At 70.8% G+C, this 26404-nt stretch carries 31 protein-coding genes; 16 read left to right on the forward strand and 15 right to left on the reverse strand.

Annotated features, from left to right (window positions below; all coding sequences use genetic code 11):
- Nucleotides 1–67: 67 nt before the first annotated feature.
- Together ACFWP5_RS25420 and lnt are read left to right on the forward strand one after the other, a co-directional pair.
- Entirely contained in the window at nucleotides 68–589 is a 522-nt protein-coding gene (locus ACFWP5_RS25420; protein WP_384160835.1) for a nuclear transport factor 2 family protein, read from the forward strand.
- Between the two features lie 121 nt (nucleotides 590–710).
- Nucleotides 711–2285, forward strand: coding sequence for an apolipoprotein N-acyltransferase (gene lnt / locus ACFWP5_RS25425; protein WP_384160838.1), 1575 nt, complete (start codon nucleotides 711–713; stop codon nucleotides 2283–2285).
- Here lnt and ACFWP5_RS25430 read toward each other — a convergent pair.
- A complete protein-coding gene (locus tag ACFWP5_RS25430) occupies nucleotides 2203–3114 on the reverse strand; it encodes a Gfo/Idh/MocA family protein (RefSeq protein ID WP_384160841.1) in 912 nt (303 codons plus the stop codon). The two genes, lnt and ACFWP5_RS25430, sit on opposite strands and share 83 nt — an antisense overlap.
- Before the next feature lie 107 nt (nucleotides 3115–3221).
- Between ACFWP5_RS25430 and ACFWP5_RS25435 the strand changes: the two genes are divergently transcribed.
- Both ACFWP5_RS25435 and ACFWP5_RS25440 read left to right on the forward strand, forming a co-directional pair.
- Nucleotides 3222–3734, forward strand: coding sequence for a DinB family protein (locus tag ACFWP5_RS25435; protein WP_384160844.1), 513 nt, complete (start codon nucleotides 3222–3224; stop codon nucleotides 3732–3734).
- Nucleotides 3735–3851: 117 nt separating this feature from the next.
- On the forward strand, nucleotides 3852–4340 hold the full coding sequence (locus tag ACFWP5_RS25440) for a hypothetical protein (protein WP_384160847.1): 489 nt from the start codon (nucleotides 3852–3854) through the stop codon (nucleotides 4338–4340).
- Nucleotides 4341–4379: 39 nt separating this feature from the next.
- Here the strand turns inward: ACFWP5_RS25440 and ACFWP5_RS25445 are convergent, their stop codons facing one another.
- The 7 genes from ACFWP5_RS25445 to ACFWP5_RS25475 all read right to left on the reverse strand — a co-directional run bounded on the left by ACFWP5_RS25445 (nucleotide 4380) and on the right by ACFWP5_RS25475 (nucleotide 10452).
- Complete coding sequence (locus tag ACFWP5_RS25445) at nucleotides 4380–4937, reverse strand: hypothetical protein (RefSeq protein ID WP_384160850.1); 558 nt, start codon at nucleotides 4935–4937, stop codon at nucleotides 4380–4382.
- A 101-nt stretch (nucleotides 4938–5038) separates the two neighbouring features.
- A complete protein-coding gene (ung, locus tag ACFWP5_RS25450) occupies nucleotides 5039–5722 on the reverse strand; it encodes a uracil-DNA glycosylase (RefSeq protein WP_384160853.1) in 684 nt (227 codons plus the stop codon).
- Between the two features lie 112 nt (nucleotides 5723–5834).
- Nucleotides 5835–7412 (reverse strand): ABC transporter substrate-binding protein, encoded by a 1578-nt coding sequence (locus ACFWP5_RS25455; protein WP_384160855.1) that lies wholly within the window; start codon nucleotides 7410–7412, stop codon nucleotides 5835–5837.
- A 199-nt stretch (nucleotides 7413–7611) separates the two neighbouring features.
- Complete coding sequence (locus tag ACFWP5_RS25460; protein WP_384160858.1) at nucleotides 7612–8373, reverse strand: SDR family oxidoreductase; 762 nt, start codon at nucleotides 8371–8373, stop codon at nucleotides 7612–7614.
- A gap of 13 nt (nucleotides 8374–8386) precedes the next feature.
- Entirely contained in the window at nucleotides 8387–9148 is a 762-nt protein-coding gene (gene fabG / locus ACFWP5_RS25465; protein WP_384160861.1) for a 3-oxoacyl-ACP reductase FabG, read from the reverse strand.
- A 135-nt stretch (nucleotides 9149–9283) separates the two neighbouring features.
- Nucleotides 9284–9700, reverse strand: coding sequence for a DUF3037 domain-containing protein (locus ACFWP5_RS25470; RefSeq protein ID WP_384160864.1), 417 nt, complete (start codon nucleotides 9698–9700; stop codon nucleotides 9284–9286).
- Nucleotides 9697–10452 (reverse strand): HipA family kinase, encoded by a 756-nt coding sequence (locus ACFWP5_RS25475; RefSeq protein ID WP_384160867.1) that lies wholly within the window; start codon nucleotides 10450–10452, stop codon nucleotides 9697–9699. The genes ACFWP5_RS25470 and ACFWP5_RS25475 overlap by 4 nt, the downstream gene beginning before the upstream one ends.
- A 200-nt stretch (nucleotides 10453–10652) precedes the next feature.
- Here ACFWP5_RS25475 and ACFWP5_RS25480 point away from each other — a divergent pair, with 200 nt between their 5' ends.
- Nucleotides 10653–11138 carry a Rieske (2Fe-2S) protein gene (locus ACFWP5_RS25480; RefSeq protein WP_384160870.1) on the forward strand — a complete coding sequence of 162 codons (486 nt, stop codon included), beginning with the start codon at nucleotides 10653–10655 and terminating at the stop codon, nucleotides 11136–11138.
- Between the two features lie 23 nt (nucleotides 11139–11161).
- Here the strand turns inward: ACFWP5_RS25480 and ACFWP5_RS25485 are convergent, their stop codons facing one another.
- Nucleotides 11162–11812 (reverse strand): cysteine hydrolase, encoded by a 651-nt coding sequence (locus ACFWP5_RS25485; RefSeq protein ID WP_384160873.1) that lies wholly within the window; start codon nucleotides 11810–11812, stop codon nucleotides 11162–11164.
- A gap of 148 nt (nucleotides 11813–11960) precedes the next feature.
- On the opposite strand from ACFWP5_RS25485, the gene ACFWP5_RS25490 reads away from it, so the two are divergent.
- Entirely contained in the window at nucleotides 11961–12428 is a 468-nt protein-coding gene (locus ACFWP5_RS25490) for a pyridoxamine 5'-phosphate oxidase family protein (RefSeq protein ID WP_384160876.1), read from the forward strand.
- A 61-nt stretch (nucleotides 12429–12489) separates the two neighbouring features.
- Here the strand turns inward: ACFWP5_RS25490 and ACFWP5_RS25495 are convergent, their stop codons facing one another.
- Entirely contained in the window at nucleotides 12490–13392 is a 903-nt protein-coding gene (locus ACFWP5_RS25495; RefSeq protein WP_384160879.1) for a LysR family transcriptional regulator, read from the reverse strand.
- A gap of 74 nt (nucleotides 13393–13466) precedes the next feature.
- Here ACFWP5_RS25495 and ACFWP5_RS25500 point away from each other — a divergent pair, with 74 nt between their 5' ends.
- Complete coding sequence (locus ACFWP5_RS25500) at nucleotides 13467–14417, forward strand: DMT family transporter (protein WP_384160882.1); 951 nt, start codon at nucleotides 13467–13469, stop codon at nucleotides 14415–14417.
- A 174-nt stretch (nucleotides 14418–14591) separates the two neighbouring features.
- Here ACFWP5_RS25500 and ACFWP5_RS25505 read toward each other — a convergent pair whose 3' ends face one another.
- A complete protein-coding gene (locus ACFWP5_RS25505; protein ID WP_384160885.1) occupies nucleotides 14592–15923 on the reverse strand; it encodes an aminotransferase class I/II-fold pyridoxal phosphate-dependent enzyme in 1332 nt (443 codons plus the stop codon).
- Between the two features lie 81 nt (nucleotides 15924–16004).
- Here ACFWP5_RS25505 and ACFWP5_RS25510 point away from each other — a divergent pair, with 81 nt between their 5' ends.
- Nucleotides 16005–16691: a pyridoxamine 5'-phosphate oxidase family protein gene (locus ACFWP5_RS25510; protein ID WP_384160887.1), complete on the forward strand. Its 687-nt coding sequence runs from the start codon at nucleotides 16005–16007 to the stop codon at nucleotides 16689–16691.
- Nucleotides 16691–17326 carry an FMN-binding negative transcriptional regulator gene (locus ACFWP5_RS25515; protein WP_384160890.1) on the forward strand — a complete coding sequence of 212 codons (636 nt, stop codon included), beginning with the start codon at nucleotides 16691–16693 and terminating at the stop codon, nucleotides 17324–17326. Before ACFWP5_RS25510 ends, ACFWP5_RS25515 begins: the two co-directional genes overlap by 1 nt.
- 15 nt (nucleotides 17327–17341) lie before the next feature.
- Here the strand turns inward: ACFWP5_RS25515 and ACFWP5_RS25520 are convergent, their stop codons facing one another.
- Nucleotides 17342–18289, reverse strand: coding sequence for a DMT family transporter (locus ACFWP5_RS25520; protein WP_384160893.1), 948 nt, complete (start codon nucleotides 18287–18289; stop codon nucleotides 17342–17344).
- A 284-nt stretch (nucleotides 18290–18573) separates the two neighbouring features.
- On the opposite strand from ACFWP5_RS25520, the gene ACFWP5_RS25525 reads away from it, so the two are divergent.
- A complete protein-coding gene (locus ACFWP5_RS25525) occupies nucleotides 18574–19050 on the forward strand; it encodes a carboxymuconolactone decarboxylase family protein (protein ID WP_384160896.1) in 477 nt (158 codons plus the stop codon).
- Nucleotides 19051–19106: 56 nt separating this feature from the next.
- The gene (locus ACFWP5_RS25530) at nucleotides 19107–20030 is read left to right on the forward strand and encodes an RNA polymerase sigma-70 factor (protein ID WP_384160899.1); all 924 of its coding nucleotides are present in this window, start codon (nucleotides 19107–19109) and stop codon (nucleotides 20028–20030) included.
- A gap of 136 nt (nucleotides 20031–20166) precedes the next feature.
- Here ACFWP5_RS25530 and ACFWP5_RS25535 read toward each other — a convergent pair whose 3' ends face one another.
- Entirely contained in the window at nucleotides 20167–21177 is a 1011-nt protein-coding gene (locus tag ACFWP5_RS25535; protein ID WP_384160902.1) for a DMT family transporter, read from the reverse strand.
- A gap of 109 nt (nucleotides 21178–21286) precedes the next feature.
- On the reverse strand, nucleotides 21287–21838 hold the full coding sequence (locus ACFWP5_RS25540; protein ID WP_384160904.1) for a Clp protease N-terminal domain-containing protein: 552 nt from the start codon (nucleotides 21836–21838) through the stop codon (nucleotides 21287–21289).
- A 219-nt stretch (nucleotides 21839–22057) separates the two neighbouring features.
- Between ACFWP5_RS25540 and ACFWP5_RS25545 the strand changes: the two genes are divergently transcribed.
- A complete protein-coding gene (locus ACFWP5_RS25545) occupies nucleotides 22058–22225 on the forward strand; it encodes a hypothetical protein (protein WP_106971117.1) in 168 nt (55 codons plus the stop codon).
- A gap of 112 nt (nucleotides 22226–22337) precedes the next feature.
- Nucleotides 22338–22766: an SRPBCC family protein gene (locus tag ACFWP5_RS25550; protein WP_384160907.1), complete on the forward strand. Its 429-nt coding sequence runs from the start codon at nucleotides 22338–22340 to the stop codon at nucleotides 22764–22766.
- 105 nt (nucleotides 22767–22871) lie between these two features.
- On the opposite strand, the gene ACFWP5_RS25555 is transcribed toward ACFWP5_RS25550, so the two are convergent.
- Nucleotides 22872–23510: a PadR family transcriptional regulator gene (locus tag ACFWP5_RS25555; protein ID WP_384160910.1), complete on the reverse strand. Its 639-nt coding sequence runs from the start codon at nucleotides 23508–23510 to the stop codon at nucleotides 22872–22874.
- Nucleotides 23511–23734: 224 nt separating this feature from the next.
- Here ACFWP5_RS25555 and ACFWP5_RS25560 point away from each other — a divergent pair, with 224 nt between their 5' ends.
- From ACFWP5_RS25560 to ACFWP5_RS25570, 3 genes are all read left to right on the forward strand, one after another.
- A complete protein-coding gene (locus ACFWP5_RS25560; RefSeq protein ID WP_384160913.1) occupies nucleotides 23735–24631 on the forward strand; it encodes an aminoglycoside phosphotransferase family protein in 897 nt (298 codons plus the stop codon).
- Nucleotides 24632–24740: 109 nt separating this feature from the next.
- On the forward strand, nucleotides 24741–25415 hold the full coding sequence (locus ACFWP5_RS25565) for a class I SAM-dependent methyltransferase (RefSeq protein WP_384160915.1): 675 nt from the start codon (nucleotides 24741–24743) through the stop codon (nucleotides 25413–25415).
- A gap of 166 nt (nucleotides 25416–25581) precedes the next feature.
- Nucleotides 25582–26391 carry a PhzF family phenazine biosynthesis protein gene (locus ACFWP5_RS25570; protein ID WP_384160918.1) on the forward strand — a complete coding sequence of 270 codons (810 nt, stop codon included), beginning with the start codon at nucleotides 25582–25584 and terminating at the stop codon, nucleotides 26389–26391.
- Nucleotides 26392–26404 lie beyond the last annotated feature (13 nt).

A 26404-nucleotide genomic window follows, 5' to 3' on the forward strand; every position in this document is an offset into this window, starting at 1 on the left:
CGAATGTTCCCCACCTTGTATCCGCGTCCCTCTTGGCGCGACACCCTCCGTAGCCAACACTGAGCCGATGACGCAGCGTGTGGAACTGGCGATTGTGATGGACCGGCTGGCCGTGGACGAACTGATCACCGAATACGCGGTGGCGGTGGACGACGGCGACTGGGAGGCGTACCGGAAACTGTTCGCCCCGGACGGGCGCGCCGACTACCGGTCCGCCGGAGGGATCGAGGGGAACGCGGAACAGATCGCCGAGTGGCTCGCGGAGAGCCTGCAACTGTTTTCGATGCGGCAGCATCTGATCGTCAACCGGCGGATCCACTTCGGGGACCTGGACCAGCACACCGACGACACCGCACGCGTCCAGGCCGACTACGTCAATCCGATGCGCTTCGCCAAGGGCGAGGACGAGCACAGCGGCAGCAACGGCGGCCACGACAGTGACCGCTCCACCGCGCCCGACTTCGTGTGCGGCGGGCGGTACGCGTTCGGGCTGCTGCGGACGCACGACGGCTGGCGGCTGACCGAGGTCGTCGTGGAGGAGAAGTGGCGGCGCCTTCCCGAGCGGCGCCCGGAAGCCGTGGTCCACTGAGACGGCCGGGCTGAGGCAGCCGGGCTGGGACGGCCGGATTGAGACGGCCTGGTCGATGTCCTCTGTGCGAGATCGTTCCCGGCACGCACACTGGAGCGACCAGCGGGTAGGGAGGTGCCGTATGAAGACCTTCGGCGACTGGCTCGCCTCTCCGTGGCGGCGCTCCCTGCTCGCCGTACTCGCGGGCGCCCTGCCCGTGTTCGCGTTTCCCGCGCCGTCCCTGTGGTGGTTCGCCTACGTCGCGCTCGTCCCCTGGATCCTGCTGACGCGCTCCGCGCCGACCGGGCGACGGGCGGTCTACGACGGCTGGTGCGGGGGGCTCGGGTTCATGCTGGCCGTGCACAGCTGGCTGGTGCCGAGCCTGAGTGTGTTCATCGTGGTCATCGCGGGGCTGCTCGGCGTGCTGTGGGCGCCGTGGGGCTGGCTGGTGCGCCGCTTCCTCGGCGACGTGCCGTCCCCGCGGCGGGGCGCCACCGCGCTGCTCGTGCTTCCCTCGGGCTGGCTGATGGTCGAACTCGTGCGGTCCTGGCAGGGGTTGGGCGGCCCCTGGGGGCTGCTCGGCTCCACCCAGTGGCAGGTGGAACCGGCGTTGCGGCTCGCGTCCGTCGGCGGGGTGTGGCTGCTGAGCTTCCTGGTCGTGGCCGTCAATGTCGCGGTCGCCGTCCTCGTCGCCGTGCGCGAGTCCCGGGTGCCCGCCCTCGCCGGACTCCTGGCCACCGCCGCCGCGACCTCCGCCGCCTGGGTGTGGTCGCCGCGCCCCGACGTCGACGGCCGCGTCCGGATCGCCGTCGTACAGCCCGGTGTCATCGCGGGCGACGACAGCGGCGACCGGCGCTTCGACCGCGAGGAGCAGCTCACCCGCCAACTCGCCGGTCAGCACGTCGACCTGATCGCCTGGGGCGAGAGCAGCGTCGGCTTCGACCTCGGCAAACGGCCCGATCTCGCGCGCCGTATCGCCGCCCTCTCCGAGGAGACCGGCTCCGACATCCTGGTCAACGTGGACGCCCAGCGCTCCGACAAGCCCGGCATCTACAAGAGTTCAATCCTGGTCGGCCCGAACGGCCTCACCGGCGACCGCTACGACAAGATGCGGCTCGTCCCCTTCGGCGAGTACATCCCGTTCCGCTCCCTGCTCGGCTGGGCCACCTCCGTCGGCAAGGCGGCGGGCGTCGACCGCAGGCACGGCACCGAGCAGGTCGTGATGAACGTGGGGCACGGGCTGCGCGTCGGCCCGCTGATCTGCTTCGAGACCGCGTTCCCCGACATGAGCCGCCATCTCGCCCAGGACGGCGCGGACGTACTGCTCGCGCAGTCGTCGACCTCGTCGTTCCAGAACAGCTGGGCCCCCGAACAGCACGCCACCCTCGCCGCCCTGCGCGCCGCCGAGACCGGCCGCCCGATGGTCCACGCCACCCTGACCGGCGTCTCCGCCGTCTACGGCCCGAGCGGACAGCGCATCGGCTCCTGGCTGGGCACGAACAAGAACACCACCCAGGTCTACGACGTCCCGCTCGCGCACGGCATCACGCCGTACGTCCGCTACGGCGCCTGGCCGGTGGGCGTGGCGCTGCTGGTGCTCGCGGCGATGTGCGTCGGAGAGGGCGCGCAGGCGTTCAGGTTGCGGCGGACCGGTCCACGACCGCTCGTACCACCCGCTCGCACAGTTCATGAGTCGCCAGCGCGTCCCGGGCGCTGAGCACCTTGCCGGCGCGTACGGCGTCGAGGAACGCGAGCACGACCTGCTCGATGCCGCGCTGCCGGGCCACCGGCACCCAGTCCCCGCGGCGCCGTATCGTCGGCTGGCCCTTGTGGTCGACGACCTCGGCGAGGTTGAGGACCTGACGCTTGGTGTCCTGCCCGGAGACCTCCAGGATCTCCTCGACCGAACCGCTGAGCCGGTTCATCACCCCGAGCGCGGTGAAGCCGTCCCCCGACAGCTGGAGCACGAGGTGGTGCAGCAGTCCGTCCTGGGTACGGGCGCGCACGGTCACGTCCTCGACCGGCCCCGGCACCAGGAACCGCAGGGTGTCCACGATGTGGATGAAGTCGTCCAGGATCATCGCGCGCGGCTCCTCAGGGAGCCCGATCCGGTTCTTCTGCATGAGGATCAGCTCGCGCGGGTGGTCGACGCACTGCGCGTACGCGGGGGCGTAGCGGCGGTTGAAGCCGACCGCGAGCGACACGTTCCGTTCCTCCGCGAGCCCCACCAGCCGCTCGGAGTCGGCCAGTTCGTACGCGAGCGGCTTGTCGACGTAGGTCGCTACGCCCGCCTCCAGCAGCCGGGTGACGATCTCGGGGTGCACGGCGGTGGGCGCGTGCACGAACGCGGCGTCCAGGCCCTGTGCGAGGAGTGCGTCGAGGTCCGTGTGCCTCCGGTCCTCCGGCACGTGGAGGCCGTCGGCGACCCGGGCGAGCGTGGCGGGGGTGCGGGTCTGCAGATGCAGCTCGACCCCGGGCAGGCTGCCGAGAACCGGCAGGTAGGCCTTCCGCGCGATGTCACCGAGCCCGATGCAGCCGACCTTCACGGAGTCTCCCTAGCGCTCGCCCTGCGGTATCTCCTGTACCTCCTCGGAAGCATACGGCGGGGGAATATCCGCTGGTGCGGGCGGACCGGTCGCGCGAGGATGCGGGCATGACCATCGAGCGCAGTGAACCCGCCACCACCGCCGACGAACGCACCATGCTGGAGGGCTGGCTCACGTACCACCGGGCGACCCTCGCCTGGAAGTGCGAGGGCCTGACCGACGAACAGTTGAGGACCACTTCGGTGGAGCCGTCCAATCTGACGCTCATGGGCCTGGTGCGGCACATGGCGGAGGTGGAGCGGAGCTGGTACCGCCGGGTCATGTCGGACGAGCAGTTGACCCCGATCTACTACAGCGACGAGGACCCGGACGGCGATTTCCACCTCACCGAGGCGGACACCTGGGCGGAGGCGTACGCCACCTGGCAGGCCGAGATCGAGGCGGCGAACGAGCACGCGGCCCGGTTCGCCCTGGACGACCTCTCCGTGGGCAAGCACCGGCGCACCGGCGAGCGCTTCAACCTGCGCTGGATCCACACGCACATGATCGAGGAGTACGCCCGGCACAACGGCCACGCCGACCTGCTCCGCGAGCGGATCGACGGGAACACCGGCGACTGACGTCACGTCACCCGGAGCGGGCGCGCGCCGTCCGTAAGGGGGCGGAGATCACCCGTGTGGGGCATCATCCGCCCGTCCGCTGTCCCAAACGGGGCCGGAACCAGCAGAGTTGCGCGGGTGCATCGAACGACGACCACCGCAACGCTCCTGGTCACCGTGGCTGTCTCGGCCCTCTCCGGCTGTGTGACGGTCCAGCGGCCGGCGGCCCCCGCTCCCCCGGCCGTACCGTCCCAGGCGTCGGTGCCGCGGCCGGATGGCAGCGCGGAGCCGCAGGTCGTACAGGCCCCGGCGCGGGAGGCGCTGGAACTCATCGACCCGTCCCACCACCCCAAACCGGCCGCGCATCCGCCGCACCACGCACCGGCCCCGCCCCCACAGGCGGCCCAGGCACCGGTCCCCCGCTCACACCAGCACCCCCACTCTTACCCCCACTCCCATCCGCACCCGAAGCCGCATCACCCCCGGCAGCCGAGCGCCGACATCCCCGACGTGGTCAAGTCGGTCCCCAAGAACACGCAGGACGTCTGCGCGCTGGGCAAGAAGTACGGCGGCTGGAAGTCGGACAGCCCGCAGTCGATCATCTGCGGCCAGACGTACGGCCGTTGAGACGAGCGGGACCGCTGGACCGACTGCCACGACGGGACCCTACGGCCGCTGTCTCGGCGGCCCCCAGCTCCCGCCCGCGCCTCCGCCCCCGTCACCCAGCCGCAACTCCAGCCGGCCGATCGCGGCCCGCACCCCGTTGCCGTAGCCGTCGTCTGCGAGGACGGTGCAGGCGTCGCGGGCACGGCGGAGGTGGGTGCGGGCGGCGTCCGGGCGGTCGAGCTTCACATAGTCGGCGGCGAGGTTGAGGTGCAGGGAGGGGTAGAAGGCGCGGATCGCGATCGCCCCCTCCTGACCGACGTCCTCGACGCCCACGGGGTCTCCCCCGCCCCCGGTGCTCCGCCCGTCCGTCAGCTCGTCCGCCGCCGACAACGCCCTCAGATCCCAGGCGAGTTCGTCGGTCGGGTCGTCCTGGGTGTCGGCCAGGTAGTGGGCCAGTGTGCAGCGGTGGAGTGGGTCGCCGTCCTCGCCCAGCTCCGCCCACAGGCCCAGCAGCCGGTCCCGGGCCTCCTCGCGGTCGCCGCCGTGGTGCAGCATGACGATCTGCCCGATCCGCGTCAGCAGAGCGTCCGGCGCCGCCTGCTCCTGTCGCTCCGCCACCGCGTCCTCCGCACTCGCCAGCCACCCTGACTGTCTCTCTCGACGCTAACCGGCGGCACTGACAATCCCCGTCAGGCGGCCCCGGACCGGCCCCGGTGAGGTCAGCCCAGGTTCGGGATGCGCCAGTCGATGGCGGTGTGGCCCTGCTTCGCGACGGCCTCGTCGATCTGGGTGAACGGGTGGGAGCCGAAGAACTTCTTGGCCGAGAGCGGGGAGGGGTGCGCGCCCTTGACCACCACGTGGCGCTCCTCGTCGATCAGGGGGAGCTTCTTCTGCGCGTAGTTGCCCCAGAGGACGAAGACCGCCGGGTCGGGGCGGTCGGCCACCGCGCGGATCACCGCGTCCGTGAACCTCTCCCAGCCCTTGCCCTTGTGCGAGTTGGCCTCGCCGGAGCGGACCGTGAGCACCGCGTTGAGTAGCAGGACGCCCTGCTGGGCCCACGGCATCAGATAGCCGTTGTCCGGGATCGGGAGGTCCAGCTCCTCCTTCATCTCCTTGTAGATGTTCCGGAGGGAGGGCGGGGTCCTCACGCCGGGGCGGACCGAGAAGCACAGGCCGTGACCCTGGCCCTCGCCGTGGTACGGGTCCTGACCGAGGACCAGCACCTTCACCTGGTCGTACGGCGTCGCCTCCAGCGCGGCGAAGACCTCCTCGCGCGGCGGGTAGACGGGACCCTTCGCCCGCTCCTCCTCGACGAACTCGGTCAGCTCCTTGAAGTAGGGCTGCTGAAGCTCGTCGCCCAGGACCCCGCGCCAGGACTCGGGGAGCATGGAGATGTCGGTCACGTCAACTTCCTTACCGTGTGCGGCGACTGCGATGAGGAGCGACCGCGAGGTGCGGTCGCTGCCATGCCCAGAACCTACAGGCGGCCACTGACAGCGGGTGCCAAGAGCCGTGTCACCAGCTGGTCTTGCGGTACAGCTCCCACATCATCATGATCGTCGACGGGTCGAGGGCCTGTTCCCCGCCGGAGACGTCCTCGCTCGCGGCCACGTACTGCCGGCCCTGCCACAGCGGCAGCAGCCGCGCGTCGTCCACCAGGACCTGCTGGGCGTCCTCGAACTCCTTGACCACGTCGGCCCGGTCGCTCTCCCGGCGGGACTCGGGCAGCAGTACGTCGGTGATCCTGGTCGACGGATAGGGCGTACCGAGCGCGTTCTGCTTCCCCACGAACGGCGCGATGAAGTTGTCGGCGTCGGGGAAGTCCGGGGACCAGCCGCGCCCGAACACCGGGTACTCGCCCTTCTGGTAGCCCGCCACGTACGTCTTCCAGGGGCGGCTCTTCAGGGTGATCGTGAAGAGCCCCGAGTCGTCCAACTGCCGCTTGAGTTCCCTGAATTCGAGGGCGGTCCCGGAGCCGTAGCGGTCGGTCGTGTACCAGAGGGTGAGCGGGACGCGCTGCTTGATGCCCGCGTCGGTGAGGAGCTTGCGTGCCTTGGGGACGCTGGGGTCTCCGAAGTCGTCGAAGAAGGCGGTGGTGTGGCCGGTGAGGCCCTTCGGGACCATCGAATAGAGCGGGTCCACGGTGTCGCGGTAGATCTTGTGGGTGATCGCCCCGCGGTCGACGAGCTGGGCGACGGCCTTGCGGACGGCGATGTTCCCGGCCCATCGGTCCTTGGGGTTGAACACCAGGTAGTTGATGTCGGTGCCGGAGCCGTCGACCAGTTGCAGGCTCTTCGAGGAGCGGCCCTGGAGGGTGATGATGTCGTCGGCGCCGAGACCGCGGTAGGTGACGTCGACCTTCCCGTCCCGCAGCGCCTTCACCATGGTGCCCGAGTCCTGGAAGTATCGGATCGTCACCGCGCTGTTCTCGCGCCGGGCGAAGCCCTTGTAGTGGTCGTTGCGGACCAGTTGGGCCTGTTTGCCGTCGTCGTACGACTTCAGTGTGTACGGCCCGGAGCCGAAGACCTTGCCGTCCTTGCGCAGGGAGTGCGCGGGGTAGTCGTCGGGGTCGACGATCGACATGGCCGGGGTGGCGAGCACGAACGGGAAGGTGGCGTCGGGCTTGTTGAGGTGGAAGACGACCTCGTGGTCGCCGAGCACCTGCACCCGGTCGAGGCTGCCCAGCAGACCGGCGGGTCCGCCCGACACGTCGATCTGCCGGATCCGGTCGATGGAGTGCTTGACGGCCCGGGCGTCGAGGGTGTCGCCGTCGGCGAACTTCATGTCCCCGCGGAGTTCGCAGCGGTACGTCGTGTTCGAACTGTCCGTGAAGCGGCAGCTCTTGGCGGCGTCCGGCTCGGGCGTGGTCGCGCCGGACGGGTAGGCGAGCAACGTCTGGTAGATGTTGCGGAACAGCTCCCAGGAGCCGTCCCAGGAGGCGGCGGGATCGAGTGTGCTGGGGGCGCTGGTGGTCCCGACGACGATGGCTCCCCGGTCGTCGGAATTCCCGTCCGAGAACACACCGCATCCGGCCGCCAGGGATATCGACGCGATCGCCACGCCTGCCCGCAGGCCTCGGTTCCGGTTGAACACGCGCACGCTCCTCGATCCGCCGTACCAAGGGTCGGCAGACCATACCGCAGTGCCCCGCCGGGAAAAGCCGGTTCGGACGGGGCTGTTGAGCAGCGTTTTTATGACGACGTTGTCATTCTGCTGTGCGCGTTTTATGTCTCGACACGGGCGCCGATTCCGTCAAGGGAACAGCAAAGAAATCGGCGCCCGGACGGGTCGGTCAGCCGACTCCGGCGTTCAGGAGGATGCCGCCGTCGACGACGAGGGTCTGGCCGGTGATCCAGTCGGACTGGTCCGAGGTCAGGAACGCGGCGGCGCCGCCGATGTCGGACGGCACGCCGAGCCGGGCCAGCGGGTAGGAGGCGGCGGCCTCCGCCTCGCGGCCCTCGTACAGGGCGGCGGCGAACTTGGTCTTCACGACCGCCGGGGCGATCGAGTTGACCCGTACGCCGGGCGCGAACTCGTGCGCCAGCTGGAGCGTCAGGTTGATCATCGCGGCCTTGCTGACGCCGTACGCGCCGATGAACGGCGAGGCGGAGACGCCGGCGAGTGAGGCGATGTTGACGATGGCGCCGCCGTTGTCCTTCTGCCAGGCGTGCCAGGTCTTCTGGGCGAAGCCGAGCGCCGAGACGACGTTGGTCTCGAAGACCTTGCGGGCGACGTTGAGGTCGAGGTCGGCGATCGGGCCGAACACCGGGTTCGTACCGGCGTTGTTGACCAGGAAGTCGACGCGGCCGAAGGCCTCCATCGTGCGCTCGACGACGACGGCCTGGTGGGCCTCGTCGTGGGCCTTGCCTGCGACGCCGATGACGCGCTCGGCGCCGAGGGCCACGACGGCCTCCTTGAGGGCGTCCTCGCTGCGGCCGGTGATGCAGACCCGGTCGCCGCGCGCGAGCAGCGCCTCGGCGACGCCGTAGCCGATGCCGCGGCTGGCGCCGGTGATGACGGCGACCTTGCCGGAGAGTTCGGGGAGTTCAGTCATGGTTCCGTGTTCCCTAGTTGAGCGGTCCGCCGGCGACGTACAGCACCTGGCCGGAGACGAAACCGGCCGCCTCGTTCGTGAAGAAGGCGACGGCGTTGGCGATGTCGTCGGGCTCGCCGACGCGCTGCACCGGGATCTGGGTGGCGGCCGCGGCCTTGAAGTCGTCGAAGCCCATGCCGACACGGGCGGCGGTCGCGGCGGTCATGTCGGTGGCGATGAAGCCGGGGGCGACGGCGTTGGCCGTGACGCCGAACTTGCCGAGTTCGATGGCGAGGGTCTTGGTGAAGCCCTGCAGACCGGCCTTGGCGGCGGAGTAGTTGGCCTGGCCGCGGTTGCCGAGGGCGGAGGACGAGGAGAGGTTGACGATGCGGCCGAAGCCCGCGTCGACCATGTGCTTCTGGACGGCCTTGGTCATCAGGAACGAGCCGCGCAGGTGCACACCCAGGACGGTGTCCCAGTCGGCGACGCTCATCTTGAAGAGAAGGTTGTCGCGGAGCACGCCCGCGTTGTTGACGAGGATCGTCGGCGCGCCCAGCTCCGCGACGATCCGCACGATGGCGGCCTCGACCTGCGCCTCGTCGGAGACGTCGGCGCCGACCGCGAGGGCCCTGCCGCCGGCCGCGGTGATCTTCTCCACGGTGTCCTTGCAGGCGGCCTCGTCGAGGTCGATCACGGCGACCGCACGGCCCTCGGCCGCGAGGCGTACGGCGGTGGCGGCGCCGATGCCCCGCGCCCCGCCGGTGACAATCGCGACCCGCTGCTCAGTGGTGGACATTGCTGGTTCTCCTCGCCCTTGAGAAACTCTCGCCCTTGCGGCCCGCCGGTGAGCGACCGCTTAGTACCTTCGGCAGACGTGACGCTAGAAGCCCTGGCACGCGGTGTCAACGTGCGCGCGGCCGGGTGTGATCCATTACCTCACCAGCAGGTCCAGCAGGCGCTGCGCCTCGGCCGCCGGATCGACGGTGAGACCGGTGTGCACGGGCCCCGGCTGCACCACAGTGGACCGCGGTGCGATCAGCCACCGGAACCGCCGCCCGGCATCGTCCGCCGCCGCCTGCCCGGCCGCCGCACCACCCGCGCACACGTCTTCCACGGCCCCCAGCGCGGCCCGGATTCCGGCCACATCGGCGGCCGGGTCGAGAGCGAGCAGCCGCGCCTCGTCCAGATGGGTGCGGGCGCCGACGTAGGACTGGGCGCGGCAGTAGACGAGCACTCCGACGTTGATGCACTCACCGCGCTCGACCCGCGGTACGACCCGGAGGAGGGCGTACTCGAAGACGTCCCGGGTGTTCGCCTCGCTCGGGCGGATGATGTGGCGCTCGGTCACTGGAGTCCCTTGATGCGCTCGTGGATGAAGGGCACGCGCGCGAGGAGGGGTGCCGCGTACGCCTCACGGAGGAGGTCGGGGGTGTCGAAGCCGGGTTCGCCGGTCAGCCACGCGTCGGGGATCTCGGCGGTGACCTCGGCGAGGAGCTCCTCGGTGACGCGCGGGGCCAAGTCGGCGGCGGCGGTCGCCACGTCGGGGGTGAAGCGGGCGAGGGCGTGGTCGGCGGCGTCGTAGGGGCGGGCGGCGGAGGTCTGGGCGCCGGGCCAGTTGTGGTGCCAGATCATGGTGGCGCCGTGGTCGATGAGCCACAGGTCGCCGTGCCACATCAGCAGGTTGGGGTTGCGCCAGGAGCGGTCGACGTTGTTGACCAGCGCGTCGAACCAGACGATCCGGCCGGCCTCCTCGGGGCTCACCGAGAAGGCGAGCGGGTCGAAGCCGAGCGCGCCGGACAGGAAGTCCATGCCGAGGTTGGTGCCGCCGCTGGACTTCAGCAGTTCCTGGACCTGCTGGTCGGGTTCACCGAGGCCGAGCACGGGATCGAGGTCGAGGGTCACCAGGCGGGGCACGCGAAAGCCCAGCCGTCGGGCCAGCTCCCCCACGACGACCTCGGCGACGAGCGTCTTGCGGCCCTGCCCCGCGCCGCTGAACTTCAGGACGTAGGTCCCGAAGTCGTCGCCCTCGACGAGTCCCGGCAGCGAGCCGCCCTCTCGCAGAGGCGTGATGTAGCGGGTCGCGATGACTTCTTTGAGCATCGCCCCAGATTACTGGTGCCCGGTCAGGGTTACTGGCTCCTGGTCAGGGCTTATGCGCGGTCGACAGCGGAACGACAGGGACGTTTTACGTGTTCCTGATCTCGATAGGGCCAAGCTCTCGACACCGTCTGAACGACGGTCGCCCGCACCTCGTACCCCTTTGCAGACTCACACATGCTTCCCATGGAAGGAACGTCAGCATGACCAGCGAATCGTTCGAACCCGTTACAGCGCCGTCCCGCCGCACCGCGTTGGCGACGGTCGGTGCGGCGGGACTCGCCGTCGCGCTGACCGCGTGCTCGTCCGGCGACGACTCGTCGTCGGGTACCTCGAGTTCCTCGGACACCTCGGGCTCCACCAGCACGTCCGGCGCGTCCACCGCCCAGGGTGACGCGGGTGGCACCGAGCTGGCGAAAACCTCCGACATCCCCGAGGGCGGCGGCAAGATCTTCGCCAGCAAGGGCGTGGTGGTCACCCAGCCGACGGCGGGCACCTACAAGGCGTTCTCGTCGAAGTGCACCCACCAGGGCTGTGCGGTGAGCAGCATCAGCAACGGCGTCATCACCTGCCCCTGCCACAAGAGCGAGTTCTCCGTCACGGACGGCAGCGTGAAGAAGGGTCCCGCGACCCAGGCGCTGCCCGCCGAGCAGATCACCGTCTCCGGGGACTCGATCACGCTGGCGTGAGCGTCGGCTCACTGGCCTGAGGGTCAGCCGCGGCCCGCTCTGCGCGGTCGTTTGAGGCAGCCCAGCACCTCGTCCGTGGTCGCGACCATAGCGACCAATGCGAGGGTGTTGCGGATCATCGCGGGGGTGTAGTCAGCGGGCACCCCCGCGATGGCGTCCCTGGGGACGACGACGGTGTAGCCGCGGTTGACGGCGTCGAACACCGCGTTGGGAATGGCCACGTTGGCCGAGACGCCGGTGACGATCAGTGTGCGGCAGCCCAGGTTGCGCAGCAGTGCGTCGACGTCGGTGCCCTGGATCGGCGACAGACCGTGCAGCCGTCGTACGACGAAATCCTCCTCGGCGACCTCTATCGGGGGCGCCACGCGCACCGCCGTGGTGCCCGACAGCTGCTGTACGGGCAGGCGTTCGGCGGCGCGGAACAGGCGGGCGTTGTGGTTCGCGCCTCGCCCGTCCGGGCGGCGCTCGGCGATCGCGTGGATCACCTGGACCCCGCTCTCGTGCGCGGCGGCGACCAGGCGGGCGACATTCGCCAGCGCGCCCGACGAGCGTGCCGCGAGGGCGAGTTCGGGCAGCGCGCTGTCCGGGCCGACCACCCCCTGCTGGCACTCGACGGTCAGCAGCACGGTGCTCACCGTGTCGAGGATCTCACTGAGTTGTTCGTGCGACGGCATGGCTCTCCCTTGTCGTCGACGGCCGGGGCGGGTGACAGTAACGAGCATCGCGTGCGGAGGGAAGACGGCCGGCGCTCCTCCGGCCAGACTTCTGACGTACCGTCAGAAGCGGCTTCCCGCCGCTCGTGCCGTAGCCGAAGGGGATCGCATGACCGCCACTCAGCGCCGAGGCCGGAAGATCATGATGACACCCGAGGAACTGGACGAGTTCCTCACCACCGAGGCCACCTGCCGCGTCGCGACCACCTCCGCGGACGGGGCCCCGCACGTCAGCCCCCTCTGGTTCGCCTGGGACGGCACTTCGCTGTGGCTGTACTCGATCACGCGCAGCAAGCGCTGGGCCGACCTGCGCCGCGACCCGCGCGTCGCGGTGGTGATCGACGGCGGGCACGCCTACGACGAGTTGCGGGGCGTCGAGCTGTCCGGGACCGTCGAGTTCGTGGGCGAGGCCCCGCGCACGGGCGAGCCGCAGCCCGAACTCGTCGCCGTGGAGAAGCTGTTCGCGCAGAAGAACTTCGGCCTCGACGCGATGCCGTACGACGGCAGGCACGCGTGGGTACGGCTGACACCGGACACGCTCGCCTCCTGGGACTTCCGCAAGTTGGCGGCGCTGTAAGGCAGTTGCCCGGCTCCTTTCACAGTCGCCCAGCCCCCTTTCCCCTATCAGCCATCCCCTATCAGCCGACGGTCTCGGCCGCCGCCTGGAGCGCCTCGACCGCCGCGCGGATGGACGGGCGGCGGTCGGCGTCGGCGCGCCAGACGACGTAGACATGCCGGCGCACCCGTTGCTTCAGCGGGACGGTGACGACTCCGGCGGGCATCGGGTTGCGGCCCAGCAGCGGTGCGATGCACACGCCCAACCCGGCGGCGACCAGGCCCAGTTGGGTGTGGGTCTCGGCGGCGCGGTGGCCGATGATCGGTTCGATGCCCCGGGAGCGCAGGGTGAACATCAGCCACTCGTGGCAGAACTCGCCCTCGGCCCAGGTGATCCACTCGTCGTCGGCGAACTCCCCGAGGTCCACCTCGTCGCGCCCCGCCAGCGGATGGGCGGCCGGCATCGCCACGTCGGCGGGGTCGTCCAGGATCGGCGCCTTGACCAGGCCGTCCGGGAGCGGCATCGGCTTGTTGTACCAGTCGAGGACGACGGCGAGGTCGAGATCGCCGCGCACGACGCCCGCGATGCCGCTCTCCGGCTCCTGTTCCGTGGAGCGGACGCGCAGCGCGGGGTGCCGGGCGCGCAGGGCGGCGAGCGCGGCGGGGAACAGGCCTCGGGCGGCCGTCGGGAACGCGGAGAGCCTCAACTCGCCGACCACCTGCCCACGTTGGGCCTCCAGGTCCGCCTGGGCCAGCTCTACCTGGGACAGGATGCGGCCCGCGTGCTCCGCGAGCAGCCGGCCGGCATCGGTGAGCCGCACCCCCCGCCCGTTCTTGGCGAGCAGCTGCTGCCCCACCTCCCGCTCCAGCTTGGACATCTGCTGCGACACGGCCGAGGTCGTCACATGCAGCCCCTCGGCCGCACCGCTGACCGAGCCGTGCCGGGCGAGGGCGTCCAGGGTGCGCAGGCGCTCCAGATTCAACATGTAAGCGATACTACGAGATAACCGGCGCGAAAACTCGCTTGTGCTACGAGGTCAGGGCCGGGATCTTGGTACTCATGAGCACCGCCGCGACCACCGCCGCCACCCGGAAGCAGGCCCGGGACACCGCCACTCCCCTCCCCCGCCGCGCGCTCGACTGGCGGCTGCGCTTCGGGGCGCTCTCCCTGATCTGGGGCTTCAGCTTCCTGCTCATCAAGGTGGGCACACACGGCTACGCGCCCTTCCAAGTCACGTTCGGGCGGCTGCTGTTCGGGACGGCGGTGCTCGCGGCGGCGATGGCGGTGAAGCGCGAGCGGCTGCCGCGCGGCGCGCGCACGTGGGCGCACCTGGCGGTTGCCGCGTTCTTGCTCAACGCCCTGCCGTTCTCCCTCTTCGCCTACGCGGAGCTGACGATCCCGTCGACGCTCGCGGGCATCTGCAACGCGACCTCGCCGCTGTGGGGCATGGCCCTGTCCCTGGTCGCCCTCTCCGAGGACCGCCCGACCCGCGTCCGCGTGGCCGGCCTGGGCCTGGGCTTCCTGGGCGTCCTGACGGTCCTGGGCGCCTGGCAGGGCTTCAGCGGCCTGGACGCCACGGGCACGGCGCTGGCTCTGCTGGCCTCGCTCAGCTATCCGATCGGCTGGATCCACGTCCGCCGCACACTGGCGGGCACCGGTGGGTCGCATCTCTCGCTGACGGGCGCCCAGTTGCTGCTGGCCACGCTCCAACTGGCCGTCATCACCCCGCTGTTCACCTCCGTGCCGGCCCGCTTCCCGGTCCTCCCGCTGCTGGCGGTCGCCGCGCTGGGGGCCCTGGGCACGGGGCTCGCCGTCCTCCTCCAGTACGGCCTGGTCGCCGAAGTCGGCCCCACCACCGCGCAGATGGTCACGTACTTCATCCCGGTCATCGCCACGTCGGCGGGCGTCGCGATCCTGGGCGAGTCGTTGACCTGGTCGACGCCGGTCGGGGCGGTGATCGTGCTGGCGGGGGCGGCGCTCACGCAGGTGCGGCCGAGAGGGAAGCGGTAGCTGACGCAGGGCGGGCGAGGGGACGTAGGTGCCCGCGAAGCCTCAGACGCAGCCGCGAACCGGCGTCGGCCCCCTGGGGGCGCGCTCAGGCGGAAGCGGGCGGCAGCGAGCGGCAAGGGCCGCAGCCCGGCCGACGCGTATGCGCCTCGTCCCCGACGCGCCAGCAGACCAGCGTCAGACGTAGCCGCGAACCGGTGCCGGGCCGCTGGCGGAAGCGATCGCCTCCGCGAGCGGTCCGGTCTCGTCGGCCGTCAGCGTCGAGACGGTGATGCGGATACCCGGGGGTGCGCTCAGGCGGAAGCGCGCGCCCGGGGCCACGGCCCAGCCGGCGTGGAGGAGGCGGGAGACCGCGCCGGTCTCGTCCGGTACCGGGATCCACACGTTGAGGCCGCTGGTGCCGTACGCCGCGACCCCGCGTTCGGCGAGGGCGGCGATCAGCGCGTCGCGGCGGGCACCGTACGCGGACGCCACCGCCGGCGTGTCCACGGCGCCGTCGGCCCACAGCCGGGCCACGGCCCGCTGGGCGATGCGGCTGACCCAGCCCGGTCCCAGCCGTTGGCGGCCGCGGACGCGGTCGAGGGTGACGGCGTCGCCGGTGAGCACGGCGAGCCGTAGATCCGGGCCGTAGGCCTTGGCGACCGAGCGGACGAAGGCCCAGGTGCGGGTGGTGCCGGCCAGGGGGTGCAGGGGCTGGTCGACGATGCCGTGGCCGTGGTCGTCCTCGATCAGCAGGGTCTCCGGGTGGCGGCGGAGCGCGGAACGCAGCGCACGCGCACGCGTGGCGCTCACCACGGCTCCGGTGGGGTTCTGCGCCCGGTCGGTGACGATCAGGGCCCGCGCGCCGGACTCCAGCGCGGCGCACACATCGTCGGGGAGCGGCCCCTCGTCGTCGACGCGGACGGGGGTCACGCGCAGCCCGAGCGCCGGCACGAGGTCGAGCAGGCTGCCCCACCCAGGGTCCTCCACGGCGACGGTGTCCCCGGGCTTCAGGTGGGCGGTCAGGACGCGTTCGATGGCGTCCAGGGAGCCGGAGGTGACGGCCACGGTGCCGGCCGGTACCCCGTCCGCGTCCAACTCGGCCCGGGCGATGCGTGCCAGTTCCGGCTCGACCGGGTCGTCGCCGTACATGACCGGTTCCCGGTCGGACTGCTCGGCGGCGAAGGTGAACGCCCCTGCCAGGGAGGGCAGTTGCGCCGGATCCGGGTTGCCGTGGGACACGTCGCGCACCCCCGCCGGTACGTCCACCCGGATGTGCTCGCGCCCGGTCGTGGCCGGTTTGGGGCGCACCCGGCTGCCCCGGCGCCCGGCGGTCTCGATGACCCCGCGCTCCCGCAGCGTCCGGTACGCGGCCGCGACCGTATTCGGGTTCACCCCCAGCTCGACCGCCAACTCCCGCATGGGCGGCAGCAGTTGCCCGGGCTCCAGCTCTCCCGAACCCACCGCACGCTCGACGTCCGCCGCGATGTCTGCTGCGCGTCGCCCTTCGATCCGATATCCTTCTAGCACAAAGCACACTATGCACTAGTGCAATATTAATGGCAACCAGGCGCCACGCCCCGGACAGCGAACACACCAATGGAGAGCACCATGCAGGGGACCACCTCGCAGCCGACGTCGCAGCCCGCCGCCTACACGCCGACCGACCGGACCGTCCCCACGCGCTCCGCGGACCGGGCGTCGTACGACAAGGACCTCGTCCACGCGATACTCGACGACGCCTACGTCTGCCACCTCGGGTTCGTGCGCGACGGCGTGCCGGTCGTGCTGCCGACGCTGTACGGGCGGGTCGGCGAGCGGCTGTACGTGCACGGGTCGACGGGCGCGCGCCCGCTGCGGATGACGGGTCAGGCCGATCCGGGGCTGCCGGTGTGCCTGACGGTCACGCACGTCGACGGCCTGGTGCTGGCCCGTTCCGCGTTCCACCACTCGATCAACTACCGCTCCGTGGTGGTGCACGGCATCGCCCACCAGGTGACGGACCCCGAGGAGAAGCGGACGGCGCTGGACGCGCTGGTCGACCATGTCGTGCCGGGCCGGTCGGCGGACTCGCGGCCCGCGAACAAGAAGGAACTCGCCGCCACGATGGTGATCCGCCTCGACCTCGACGAGGTCTCCGCGAAGCTCCGCACCGGCGGCGCGAACGACGACCCCGAGGACCTGGACCTCCCCCACTGGGCCGGCGTGCTCCCCCTCCAGCCCGCCTACGGGGCCCCGCTCCCGAACGACGACCTGGCCCCGGGCACCGAACTCCCCTCCTATCTGGCGGCGTTGTAATGCTCATCCACCCCTGGGACGCACCCCAGGACGACACGGAGTGGCAACACTGGCTCGCCGCCCACGACTTCGGCCAGCTGGCCGTCAACGGCCCTTCCGGCGAATCCCCGTTCGTCCAGCCCCTCCACTTCGCCTACGACCCCGAGCGCGGCGAGGCGATCACCCATCTCGCCCGCCCCAACCCCCTGTTGCGCGCGCTGGAGGCAGCCCCGCAGGTGGTCCTGAGCGTCGTCGACGACTACGTCTACGTCCCCGGCCCCTGGCAGGCGGAACCGGACGGCCCGGCCGAGCACGGTGTACCGACCAGCTTCTACGCGGCGGTCCAACTCCGTTGTACCGCCCGCCTGGTGGACGACCCCGCCGAGATGGCGCCCCTGCTCAACCACCAGGTCGACCACTTCCAGCCCGAGGGCGGCTCCTCGACCGTCACGGCGAGCGAGGCGCCGTACGGACGGCTGCTGTCCGGTATCCGGGTGGTGCGGCTCGAAGTGACCGGCGTACGCGCGAAGTTCAAGTACGCGGGCAAGCGGTCGGCCGAGGTCCAGGACCGTATCGCGGCGGGGCTCGTGGAGCGGGGCGGTCCTCGGGTCGCGGTGGCTCGGGAGCACTTGCTGCGGCGGCGGCGCGAGGGCTGAGGAACGGAACTCCCGTCACACTAGGCCTTGTTCGTCGGCCACCGCCCCGCGCGCCTCCGTCACCGCGAGTCCCGCGACCGAGGCGAGCATCAGCAGGGTGCCGGCCAGTGTCGTGGGGGTCAGCGGTTCGCCGAGCAGGACGACGGCGAGGACGGCCGCGCTCACCGGTTCGAGGAGCGTGATCACGGAGACGGTGGCGGACCGTACGACGGCCGCGGCCGCGAAGTAGAGCGCGTAGGCGAGGGCTGTCGGGACCGTCGCGATGCACGCGAGGAGCCACAGCACCCGGCCCGGCTGGGCGGTGTGCGGTACCAGCCCCTCGGCCAGGGCGAACGGCAGCAGGCACAGGCTGGTGACGGCGAACGTCCGGACGGCCGTGGCGGATGCGTCGGTTCCGCCGTCGCGTCCCCGTCGTCGGGTCAGCAGGGTCATGGCCGAGCCGCCGGCCGCCGAGACGAGCGCGAGCAGGACGCCCGACGGACGTACGGTCGCGGCCTGGCCCAGGGACAGGACCGCGAGCCCGGTGAGCGCCCCGCCCACGGCGACCGTGCCGCCGACACCGAGCGGCTCCCTCAAGGTCAGCCGGGCTACGAGCGCGACGAGGACGGGTCCTGCGCCGAGCGCGACGACGGTCGCCACGGCCAGCCCGGTGGCCTCGACGGCCGCGAAGTAGGCCGTCTGGAAGACGGCCGGCCCGAGGCCGGTCGTCACGGTCCGCAGGGCCTTGCGGCCGAGTGGTTCCGATACGGCGGCGGGGCGGACCCGCGACCGTCGAACGCGGCGGACGGCGAGCAGCACGACGAAACCGGCCGCGCAGCGCCGGAAGGACAGGGCGAGGGGGCCGAGGCCACTGGCCCGGTAGACCAGGGAGGCGGCCGCGCCCGCGGTGCCCCAGGTGACTCCGGCGATGGTCAGGTAGAGCAGGCCTCGCCCGACGGGCAGGCCGAGAGCGGTGTTCGACACGAGTGGTCTCCGCAGAGGTGCAGAAGTGCGACGAGGAGCCCCTGTCGGCGGGGTCCGTGGACTTCTCTGCGGGCAGCACCGTTCCGCCCGGCGGTGCCGGGCGTGGATTCCGGAGAGCCCGCCTCAGGCGGCGGGCGGCGGAAGAACGAGTGCGTTCGCGTGCATAGCGGCCGGCCTAAGGGCCGACGGCCGGGAGACGCAGGTCACTTTCGCTCATGTCACAGGAGGCCGGGCCACCTCGTCTCGGGGGTGTAGCCGATGAACACCACGCGGAGGAGCACGCCATGGAAGCGCGACTGAACTACCTCGCCAGCCCGATCGCCAGTAAGGCCGCCAAGCAGTTCATGTCGGTGGGCAGGACGCTCAAGGGTTCGCCGCTGCCGACCGTGACGCAGGAGCTGGTGGCACTGCGCGTGAGCCAGATCAACGGCTGCGCCGTCTGCGTCGACATGCACACCAAGGAGGCCGCCGCGGCGGGCGAGACCACGGTGCGGCTGAACCTGGTCGCGGCGTGGCGCGAGGCCACCGTCTTCACCGAGGCCGAACGGGCCGCGCTGGAGCTGGCGGAGGAGGGCACCCGGGTCGCCGACGGGGCCGGTGGGGTGAGCGACGACGTGTGGGCGCACGCCGCCAAGCACTACGACGAGGAACAGCTCACCACCCTGGTCATCCTGGTCTCCTTCATGAACTCGGTGAACCGGTTGAACGTCATCACCCGGCAGCCGTGCGCCGGCGACTACGAGCCCGGACTGTTCGGCTGAACCACACACGGGTATCGGCACGGGACACGGCTCCGGCCGAGGGAGGGGGATTCGGCGTGAGCAAGGTCGAGGAGTTCGAGGAGCTGCGGCCGCTGCTGTTCTCGATCGCCTATCGGATTCTGGGCAGCGTGGGCGAGGCCGAGGACGCGGTGCAGGAGACCTGGCTGCGGTTCGACGGCACGGCGACCCTGCCCACGTCGACCAAGTCCTACCTCTCGGCCGTGGTGACCCGGATCGCGATCGACGTGCTGCGTTCCGCGCGGGTACGGCGGGAGGAGTACGTCGGCCCGTGGTTCCCCGAGCCGCTGCTGAGCGATCCGTATCAGGATCCTGCCCAGTCGATGGAGCTGGCCGACTCGGTCTCGATGGCGGCGCTGCTGGTGCTGGAGCGGCTCAGTCCGCTGGAGCGGGCGGTGTTCGTGCTGCGCGAGGTGTTCGCCTTCGGGTTCGACGAGATCGCCACGGCGGTGGGGCGTTCGGAGGCGGCGTGCCGACAGCTGCTGGTGCGGGCACGGCGGCACATGGAGGCCGGGCGGCCCCGGTTCGAAGCGGATCGTCAGGAGCGGCAGGAGCTGGCGACGCGGTTCTTCGCCGCGCTGAAGGACGGCGATGTGGGCGGGCTGCGGGAACTGCTCGCCGCCGATGTGCAGTTCGTCGGGGACGGCGGAGGAAAGGCACCGCAGCTGGCGAAGGCGGTCGTGGGTGCGCAGAACGTGGCCCGGGTGCTGGGCACGGTCTTCCCCTGGCTGATCCGGATCGACGTGTCGTTCGAGCCGCACGAGCTCAACGGCCAGCCCGGCGCGATCTTCCGCGACCGTGACGGCAGGGTGCTCCACACCCTGGCCCTCGACGTGCTGGACGGACAGATCCAGTCCATCCGCGCGGTGATCAATCCCGACAAGCTCGGCCACATCGGTCCGGTCGCCGACGCCTGGGCCGTCGACCGCGAGATGAGGCAGGCCCGTCGGCGGCCGAGCTGACTTCGGCAACGCTGCGGACCGGTTCACCCAGCGGCGAACCGTGTGCCACCCGTCCGGTCGCAGGGCGGCGGACACCCGCTCGTACAACGCTCGGACACCCGGTCCTACGACGCTCGGACGGCCGGTCCTACGACGCTCAGGCGGCCGTTCCGCGGCGGGACAACTCCCTTTCGGGGCCGCCGCTGGCCACCGGTTCCTCGGAGCCCTTCGTGGGTGCCGAGGACTGCGCGATGAAGGCGCCCAGCAGGACCACCGCTCCTCCGACGATCTGCGGTGCGGAGAGGTGTTCGCCGAGCAGGACCCAGGCCAGGACGGTCGCGATGACCGCTTCGAGGCAGGCCACGACACCCGCGACCTGGGGGGAGAGGCGGCGGACGGAGACGACTCCGGTGACGTACGCCAGGACCGTGGCGATCAGCACGATCCAGGCGAGCAGGAGGGCGGCCGGGACCGGGGTGCCGTTCATGTCGGCGTCGCCCTTGAGGATCGACCAGTCCATGGTCCACGGGCGGGCCACGGCGGTCAGCACTAGGGCGCCGACGAGCAGGCCGTACGCGATCACGCCGAGCGGGTCGGGGGCCTCGGCGCCGGCGTCGCTGCCCTGGTCGGACAGGACGAAATAGCCGACCTGACAGCAGGCGGCACCGAGCGCGAGCAGCAGTCCCACGGCATCGAAGCTCAGGCCCGCCCACACCTCGACGACGCAGGCGAGTCCGCCGGCCGCGAGGACCACCCCGAGCGCGGCGGCACGGGTGACCGGACGCCGCTGCACGAACCGCACCCAGCCGAGCACGAGAGCGGGTGCGAGGTACTCCACGAGGAGGGCGACCCCGACGGGTATGCGGGAGATCGCGGCGAAGTAGCAGGCCTGGACTCCGGCCACGGCGAGCAGCCCGAACCCGAGGAGCAGCGCGGGGCGGCGGTACACGAGCGCGCGGTGCCGTACGGCGAGGGGCAGCATCACGAGGGCCGCGCCGGCCACGCGCAGCCACACCACGTGCAGCGGGTCGAGCCCGGCCTCGATCAGCGGCTTCGCCGCGACCCCGGATCCCCCGAAGGCCAACGCGGACCCGAGCGCCAGACCCAGCCCGACGCCCTTGCCACTGCCCCCTCCGACCGCACTGCTCTCAGACGTATGCACGGGCACATGATGACAGGGGATGACATGAGCGTCACCCCTGTTGACTCCTGTCTCAGGGCGTGGACCCCCAGCACGTCATCCCGACCGGAACCCTGCCCACACACCGCCGGTCCGCTCAGCAACCCGTCTCGGCGCCCCCGACGTACTCCCCTGGGCGGCCCTCGATCCAGACCAGCACCTCGGGGGAATCGATGCCCGCGCGGTGGAGGACCTCGACCGCGCGGGACTCGGGGTCCGCGACGATCGCAGCGAGGAGGTCGATGCCGCCGGCCAGGTCGCCGTCGCGGTGTTCGGCGCGCTCGCAGGCGTATTCCAGGGCGTCCGCGGCCAGGGGCGACCAGCCTTCCGCCGCGGGGATCACGGGGATCGCGCCGGAGTCCTCGACCGTGCCCTGCCAGCGGAGGCCGTAGCCGATGCTGCGTTGCACGAGGTAGCCGAGGAGTCGGGCGATCTGCGGGCCGTCGCCGAAGACGGCGCGTGCCTCGGGGTCCGACTCCAGGAGGCTGTGCAGCAGGTGGGCCGTGTCGATCTGCCGGTCCCCGTCCCGCAGGGCCCGGCGGCGGGCACCGGCGACCACCGCTGCCAGCTCTGCACTGAGCCTGGCATCGTTGTCCGCGCGGTGGATTCCTTGCTCGCGGGCCGACTGCCTGGGGATACGGGGTTGCACACTCTTACCCCATCAGTCCCCTGCATCGAGGGCATCCCCGGAGGGAAGCATTTCGGCGTCCCACGCAGAGTGGACCCGGGCCGACGGAATCTCCTCCTTACGGATGAGATCACGCGCCGCGACCCCGAGAGGCGCGCGCCTCCCTGCCGCGCGCCCCGTGCGCAACCGCGCTGCACCCGGCGTACGTCTTTCGCGAACGTGGAGAGCAGGTGCTGGCTGGTGGCATTGCCGGCGGTTGACGGCAGGCAGTACGTGTACCGGGTGTACGCCCCGGAGGACGCACTGCTCGCCGACCTGTTCTGGGACGCGTGGCACTGCCACGACGAGAGCGCCCACCCACGCGCGTGGGACCTGTTCGACGCGGCCGTCATACGACGGGTGAGCTGAACCGCGCAACTCGGGCCACGTACACAATTTCTGACGGTTCATCAGTATTGAATGTTGCGCGCCCTGCGGCTACGTTCCGCGACACCGTAGCCCGATACGAAGAGGTGGTCGCATGGCCGAAATCAGCGCGGAGGCACGCATCGAGGCTCCGGCCGAGAAGGTGTGGACTCAACTCACGGACTGGTCCGCGTACGGCGAGTGGAACGCGACCCACACCAACTTCCCCAAGGGCGGCCCGGAAGTCCTCGCAGTGGGCGGGACCTTCCAGGAGAACATGAAGCTGATGGGCTTCCCGGCCGAAGTCGAGTGGACCATCGAGGAGTTGGATCCGGCCCGGGTCTTCGCCATCCGCGGCAAGGGCCCGATGGCCGTGAACGTCGCCACGCGCTACACGCTCACACCCGACGGCGACGCCACGACGGTCCGCATCGACGGCGAGTTCACGGGGGCGGCGGTGTCGTTGATGGCGGGCAAACTGAAGGACTCGGGTACGGCTGCCCTGAACGAGTCGCTGCGCAAACTGGCCGGGCTGGTGGCCTGAGGAACGCGCCGGGGCACCGCAGGAACGGGAACGCGCACAGGGAAGGCGCCCCACGGAAGTTCCGTGAGGCGCCTTGACCTGCCACCTCTTCCGACCCCGAGGACATCAGTCCTCGTCGGCCAGAATCAGGTACAGCTTCTTGCGGGCGTCGTTGATGACGGTCAGCGCCTTCTCGCGCTGCTCCTTGCTGCCGGTCTTCCAGACCTGGCCGAAGGCCTCCATCAGACCGAAGCCGGCCTGGCGGATCTCACTGAGAGCCTCCCAGTCGACCCCTCGGGAAGCCTCTTCCCAGGGGGCGTCCGGGCCCTCTTCGGCCGCTGTACGGCCGGCCTCGGTGAGGGCGAACAGCTTCTTGCCGCCCTCCGACTCACTGACGATCAGGCCCTCGTCCTCCAGCAGTTGCAGGGTGGGGTAGACCGAGCCGGGGCTCGGCTTCCACGCGCCGCCGCTGCGCTCGGCGATCTCCTGGATCATCTCGTAGCCGTGCATCGACCGGTCCTTGAGGAGGGCGAGGATCGACGCGCGCACGTCGCCGCGCCGCGCCCTGCCGCCCCGCGGGCCGCCGCGCCCTCGTCCGCCCCAGGGGCCGGGACCGAAGCCCGGTCCGAAGCCGGGGCCGCCGGGACCACCCGGTCCACCGGGCCCGAAGGGTCCGAAAGCCCCACGCCGCCCGTCAGGGCCACCCCGGCCGCGCCGGGAGGGGCCGTCCTGTCCATGTCCACGCTCGTATCCGTGGGTACGCATCACAATCACTCCATTCCATCGTTGATCTGTCGCGATGCGTCAACGATATATCGGAACTGTTCGGATGACAACCCTCTGCCATCGACGCCTCTGTCCCGTCTCAAGTGATCCGGTGAGAAATCTCAGTTGGTCTGGGCCCTGACGTGTGAATACTGGCTGTCGTCTCGGTTGATCCGGTCTGCTTCCGACGTTTCGCATTGGACTGGTGGAAGAGCTTGCGAGAGATGACCATGCACGACGACCAAGTGGACGTGACCACCGAAATCGTTGCGGCCTTGATCCAGGAACAGTTCCCTCGGTGGAGCGGCGAGGCGATCCGACTCGTCTCGTCGACCGGGACGGTCAACGCCATCTTCCGCATCGGGAACGACCTCTCAGCGCGTTTCCCACTGCGTCTGGCCGATGCCGCCGAGGCGCTGGCGGTTCTGGAACAGGAAGCCCAGGCGAGCGCGGAGCTGGCACAGGTGTCCCGGTTCCCCGCCCCGGAACCCGTCGCCCTGGGAAAGCCTGGAGCGGGTTACCCCATGCCGTGGTCGGTCCAGACATGGCTGCCGGGAAAGGTCGCCTCTGATGCCGACCCGAGTGGGTCGGACGCTTTCGCCGAGGACCTCGCGGCCTTCATCGCGGCCCTCCGGGAGGCCGAGACGCGGGGGCGGCTCTTCAGCGGCGAGGGTCGTGGCGGCGTTCTCGCTCACCACGACGATTGGATGGCGAAGTGCTTCGAGGAGAGCAAGGGGCTGCTCGACGTGCCCCGGCTGCGCCAGGCGTGGAGCCACTTTCGGGAGGTGCCACGCACGGGTGCCGACGTGATGAGCCATGGTGACTTGATTCCCGGCAATGTACTGGTCGCGGGAGACCGGCTCAGCGGCGTACTCGACACCGGCGGCTTCGGGCCGGCCGACCCCGCGCTGGATCTGGTCAGCGCCTGGCACCTGTTGCGGCCAGGCCCGCGGGAAGTGCTCAGGCGGGCACTGGTCTGTGACGATCTGGAGTGGGAGCGCGGCAAGGCATGGGCGTTCCAACAGGCGATGGGCGTTGTCTGGTACTACGTCGAGAGCAATCCGACGATGAGCAGCATGGGGCGCCGGACACTCGACCGCATTCTGGAGTCGACGGAGTGATGTCGCGCCGATCGTAGGCCGCGACAGAGACCATCGCCCGCCGCCCCTCACCGACAACAGCACCAACGGGATTCGAAGGGGACCGAGGTCCTCCCCTACAGTCACCGGCGTGACCGAGCAGCCGCCTTCCTATCTCGCCGCGATCCGGGAGTCGTACGACACCGTCGCATCCGACTACGTCCGACTCGTCAAGGAACCCGCCGAGTTGGACCCGCTGTCACGCGCGACGCTGGCCGCGTTCGCCGAGACCGTGCGGGTGGCCGGCCTCGGGCCGGTGGCAGATCTGGGATGCGGGCCCGGCAGGATCACGGCGTATCTGGCGGACCTCGGGGTGCCCGTCCTCGGCATCGACCTCTCCCCGAGGATGGTCGAACTGGCCCGCCGCGCCCACCCGAACCTGACCTTCACCGTGGGCTCGATGACCGCACCGCCGATCGGGGACGACGAGTTGGGCGGCATCCTCGCCCACTACTCCACGCACCACACGCCGCCCGACCAACTGCCCGTCGTCTTCGCCGAGTTCCACCGCACACTCGCACCCGGGGGCCAACTGATGCTGGCCGGCCACGTAGGAGACGACCAACTCCTGCACCCGACACAGGCGTACGGCGGCCACCCCGTGTCCTACGAGTCCCACCTGCTCCCACCGGACCGGATCGCCGAACTGCTGACACAGGCCGGACTCACGCTCACCGCCCGCCTGGTCCAGGAGCCGGCCGAGGGAGCGAAGCGGACGCACGCCACCTTCCTGGCCCGGAAACCGGAACGCACCACGCCGTCGTAGCGGCCCGCTGTGCTGGTGCGCCGGTGGCACCCGTTCACCAACCACCGTCATCGCCACCTCCAATTCGCCGACGGCACCCCGCACTTCGCACCCCCGCCCCCGAATCGGTCCAGTCCCCCCGAATTGGCCTTGGCCTGAGGGTCCAAAATGCCTCTAGCGTCAGGGCATGCGGATTCGAATCGTCGACGCCTTCACCGACCGTCCCTTCGCCGGTAACCCGGCCGGGGTGCTGCTCCTCGACGCCTTCCCGGCGGACGACCGGCTGCAGAAGGTCGCGTCGGAGGTGAACCACGCGGAGACGGCGTTCGGGCACCGGCTGCCCGAAGGCGGGGACGCCGACTGGGCGTTGCGGTGGTTCACGCCGGTGACCGAGGTCGCGATGTGCGGGCACGCGACCCTCGCCGCCGCCCATGTGCTGCACACCACCGGCGCCCACGAAGGCACCGTGCGGTTCGCCACGCGGAGCGGGGTGCTCGTCGCCACGCCGGCCGACGACGGGTCGATCACGCTCGACTTCCCGACCGCCCCGCTCACCCCCGTCGAGATCCCGGACGGCCTCGCCCAGGCGCTGGGGGCCGAGCCGCTCACCGCGTTCGACACCGGCCCGGACATCGGCGACCTCGTCGTCGAACTCGCCGACGAGAAGACCGTCGTAGGACTCGCGCCGGATCTCAAGGCCCTCGCCGCCGCCTCCGAGCGCGGCATCATCGCCACCGCGCGGGCCGAAGACCCCAGCCGGGGCTACGACTTCGTGTCCCGCTGTTTCTTCCCGAACATCGGGATCGACGAGGACCCGGTCACCGGCAGCGCGCACACGGCGCTGGCTCCCTACTGGTCCGAGCGCCTCGGGGGCACGGTCCTGACCGGACTGCAGGCCTCGCCACGCTCCGGGCGCGTCCGTACCGAACTCCGCGGCGACCGGACCCTGTTGACCGGACGCGCGGTCACGGTCATCGACGGCGAGCTGCTCGCCTGAGCCTCAAGAGGCC

This window comes from Streptomyces sp. NPDC058469 (assembly GCF_042721125.1).
Taxonomy (GTDB): domain Bacteria; phylum Actinomycetota; class Actinomycetes; order Streptomycetales; family Streptomycetaceae; genus Streptomyces.

Excerpts from the sequence above, each read along its gene's own strand:
- ACFWP5_RS25555 (WP_384160910.1), bottom strand. The coding sequence starts at position 23,510 with ATGCGTACCCACGGATACGAGCGTGGACATGGACAGGACGGCCCCTCC.
- ACFWP5_RS25480 (WP_384160870.1), top strand. The coding sequence starts at position 10,653 with ATGACCAGCGAATCGTTCGAACCCGTTACAGCGCCGTCCCGCCGCACC.
- ACFWP5_RS25570 (WP_384160918.1), top strand. The coding sequence starts at position 25,582 with ATGCGGATTCGAATCGTCGACGCCTTCACCGACCGTCCCTTCGCCGGT.
- ACFWP5_RS25500 (WP_384160882.1), top strand. The coding sequence starts at position 13,467 with ATGAGCACCGCCGCGACCACCGCCGCCACCCGGAAGCAGGCCCGGGAC.
- ACFWP5_RS25560 (WP_384160913.1), top strand. The coding sequence starts at position 23,735 with ATGACCATGCACGACGACCAAGTGGACGTGACCACCGAAATCGTTGCG.
- ACFWP5_RS25475 (WP_384160867.1), bottom strand. The coding sequence starts at position 10,452 with ATGCTCAAAGAAGTCATCGCGACCCGCTACATCACGCCTCTGCGAGAG.
- ACFWP5_RS25515 (WP_384160890.1), top strand. The coding sequence starts at position 16,691 with ATGCTCATCCACCCCTGGGACGCACCCCAGGACGACACGGAGTGGCAA.
- ACFWP5_RS25420 (WP_384160835.1), top strand. The coding sequence starts at position 68 with ATGACGCAGCGTGTGGAACTGGCGATTGTGATGGACCGGCTGGCCGTG.
- ACFWP5_RS25495 (WP_384160879.1), bottom strand. The coding sequence starts at position 13,392 with ATGTTGAATCTGGAGCGCCTGCGCACCCTGGACGCCCTCGCCCGGCAC.
- ACFWP5_RS25550 (WP_384160907.1), top strand. The coding sequence starts at position 22,338 with ATGGCCGAAATCAGCGCGGAGGCACGCATCGAGGCTCCGGCCGAGAAG.
- ACFWP5_RS25490 (WP_384160876.1), top strand. The coding sequence starts at position 11,961 with ATGACCGCCACTCAGCGCCGAGGCCGGAAGATCATGATGACACCCGAG.
- fabG (WP_384160861.1), bottom strand. The coding sequence starts at position 9,148 with ATGTCCACCACTGAGCAGCGGGTCGCGATTGTCACCGGCGGGGCGCGG.
- ACFWP5_RS25435 (WP_384160844.1), top strand. The coding sequence starts at position 3,222 with ATGACCATCGAGCGCAGTGAACCCGCCACCACCGCCGACGAACGCACC.
- ACFWP5_RS25485 (WP_384160873.1), bottom strand. The coding sequence starts at position 11,812 with ATGCCGTCGCACGAACAACTCAGTGAGATCCTCGACACGGTGAGCACC.
- lnt (WP_384160838.1), top strand. The coding sequence starts at position 711 with ATGAAGACCTTCGGCGACTGGCTCGCCTCTCCGTGGCGGCGCTCCCTG.
- ACFWP5_RS25510 (WP_384160887.1), top strand. The coding sequence starts at position 16,005 with ATGCAGGGGACCACCTCGCAGCCGACGTCGCAGCCCGCCGCCTACACG.
- ACFWP5_RS25525 (WP_384160896.1), top strand. The coding sequence starts at position 18,574 with ATGGAAGCGCGACTGAACTACCTCGCCAGCCCGATCGCCAGTAAGGCC.
- ACFWP5_RS25460 (WP_384160858.1), bottom strand. The coding sequence starts at position 8,373 with ATGACTGAACTCCCCGAACTCTCCGGCAAGGTCGCCGTCATCACCGGC.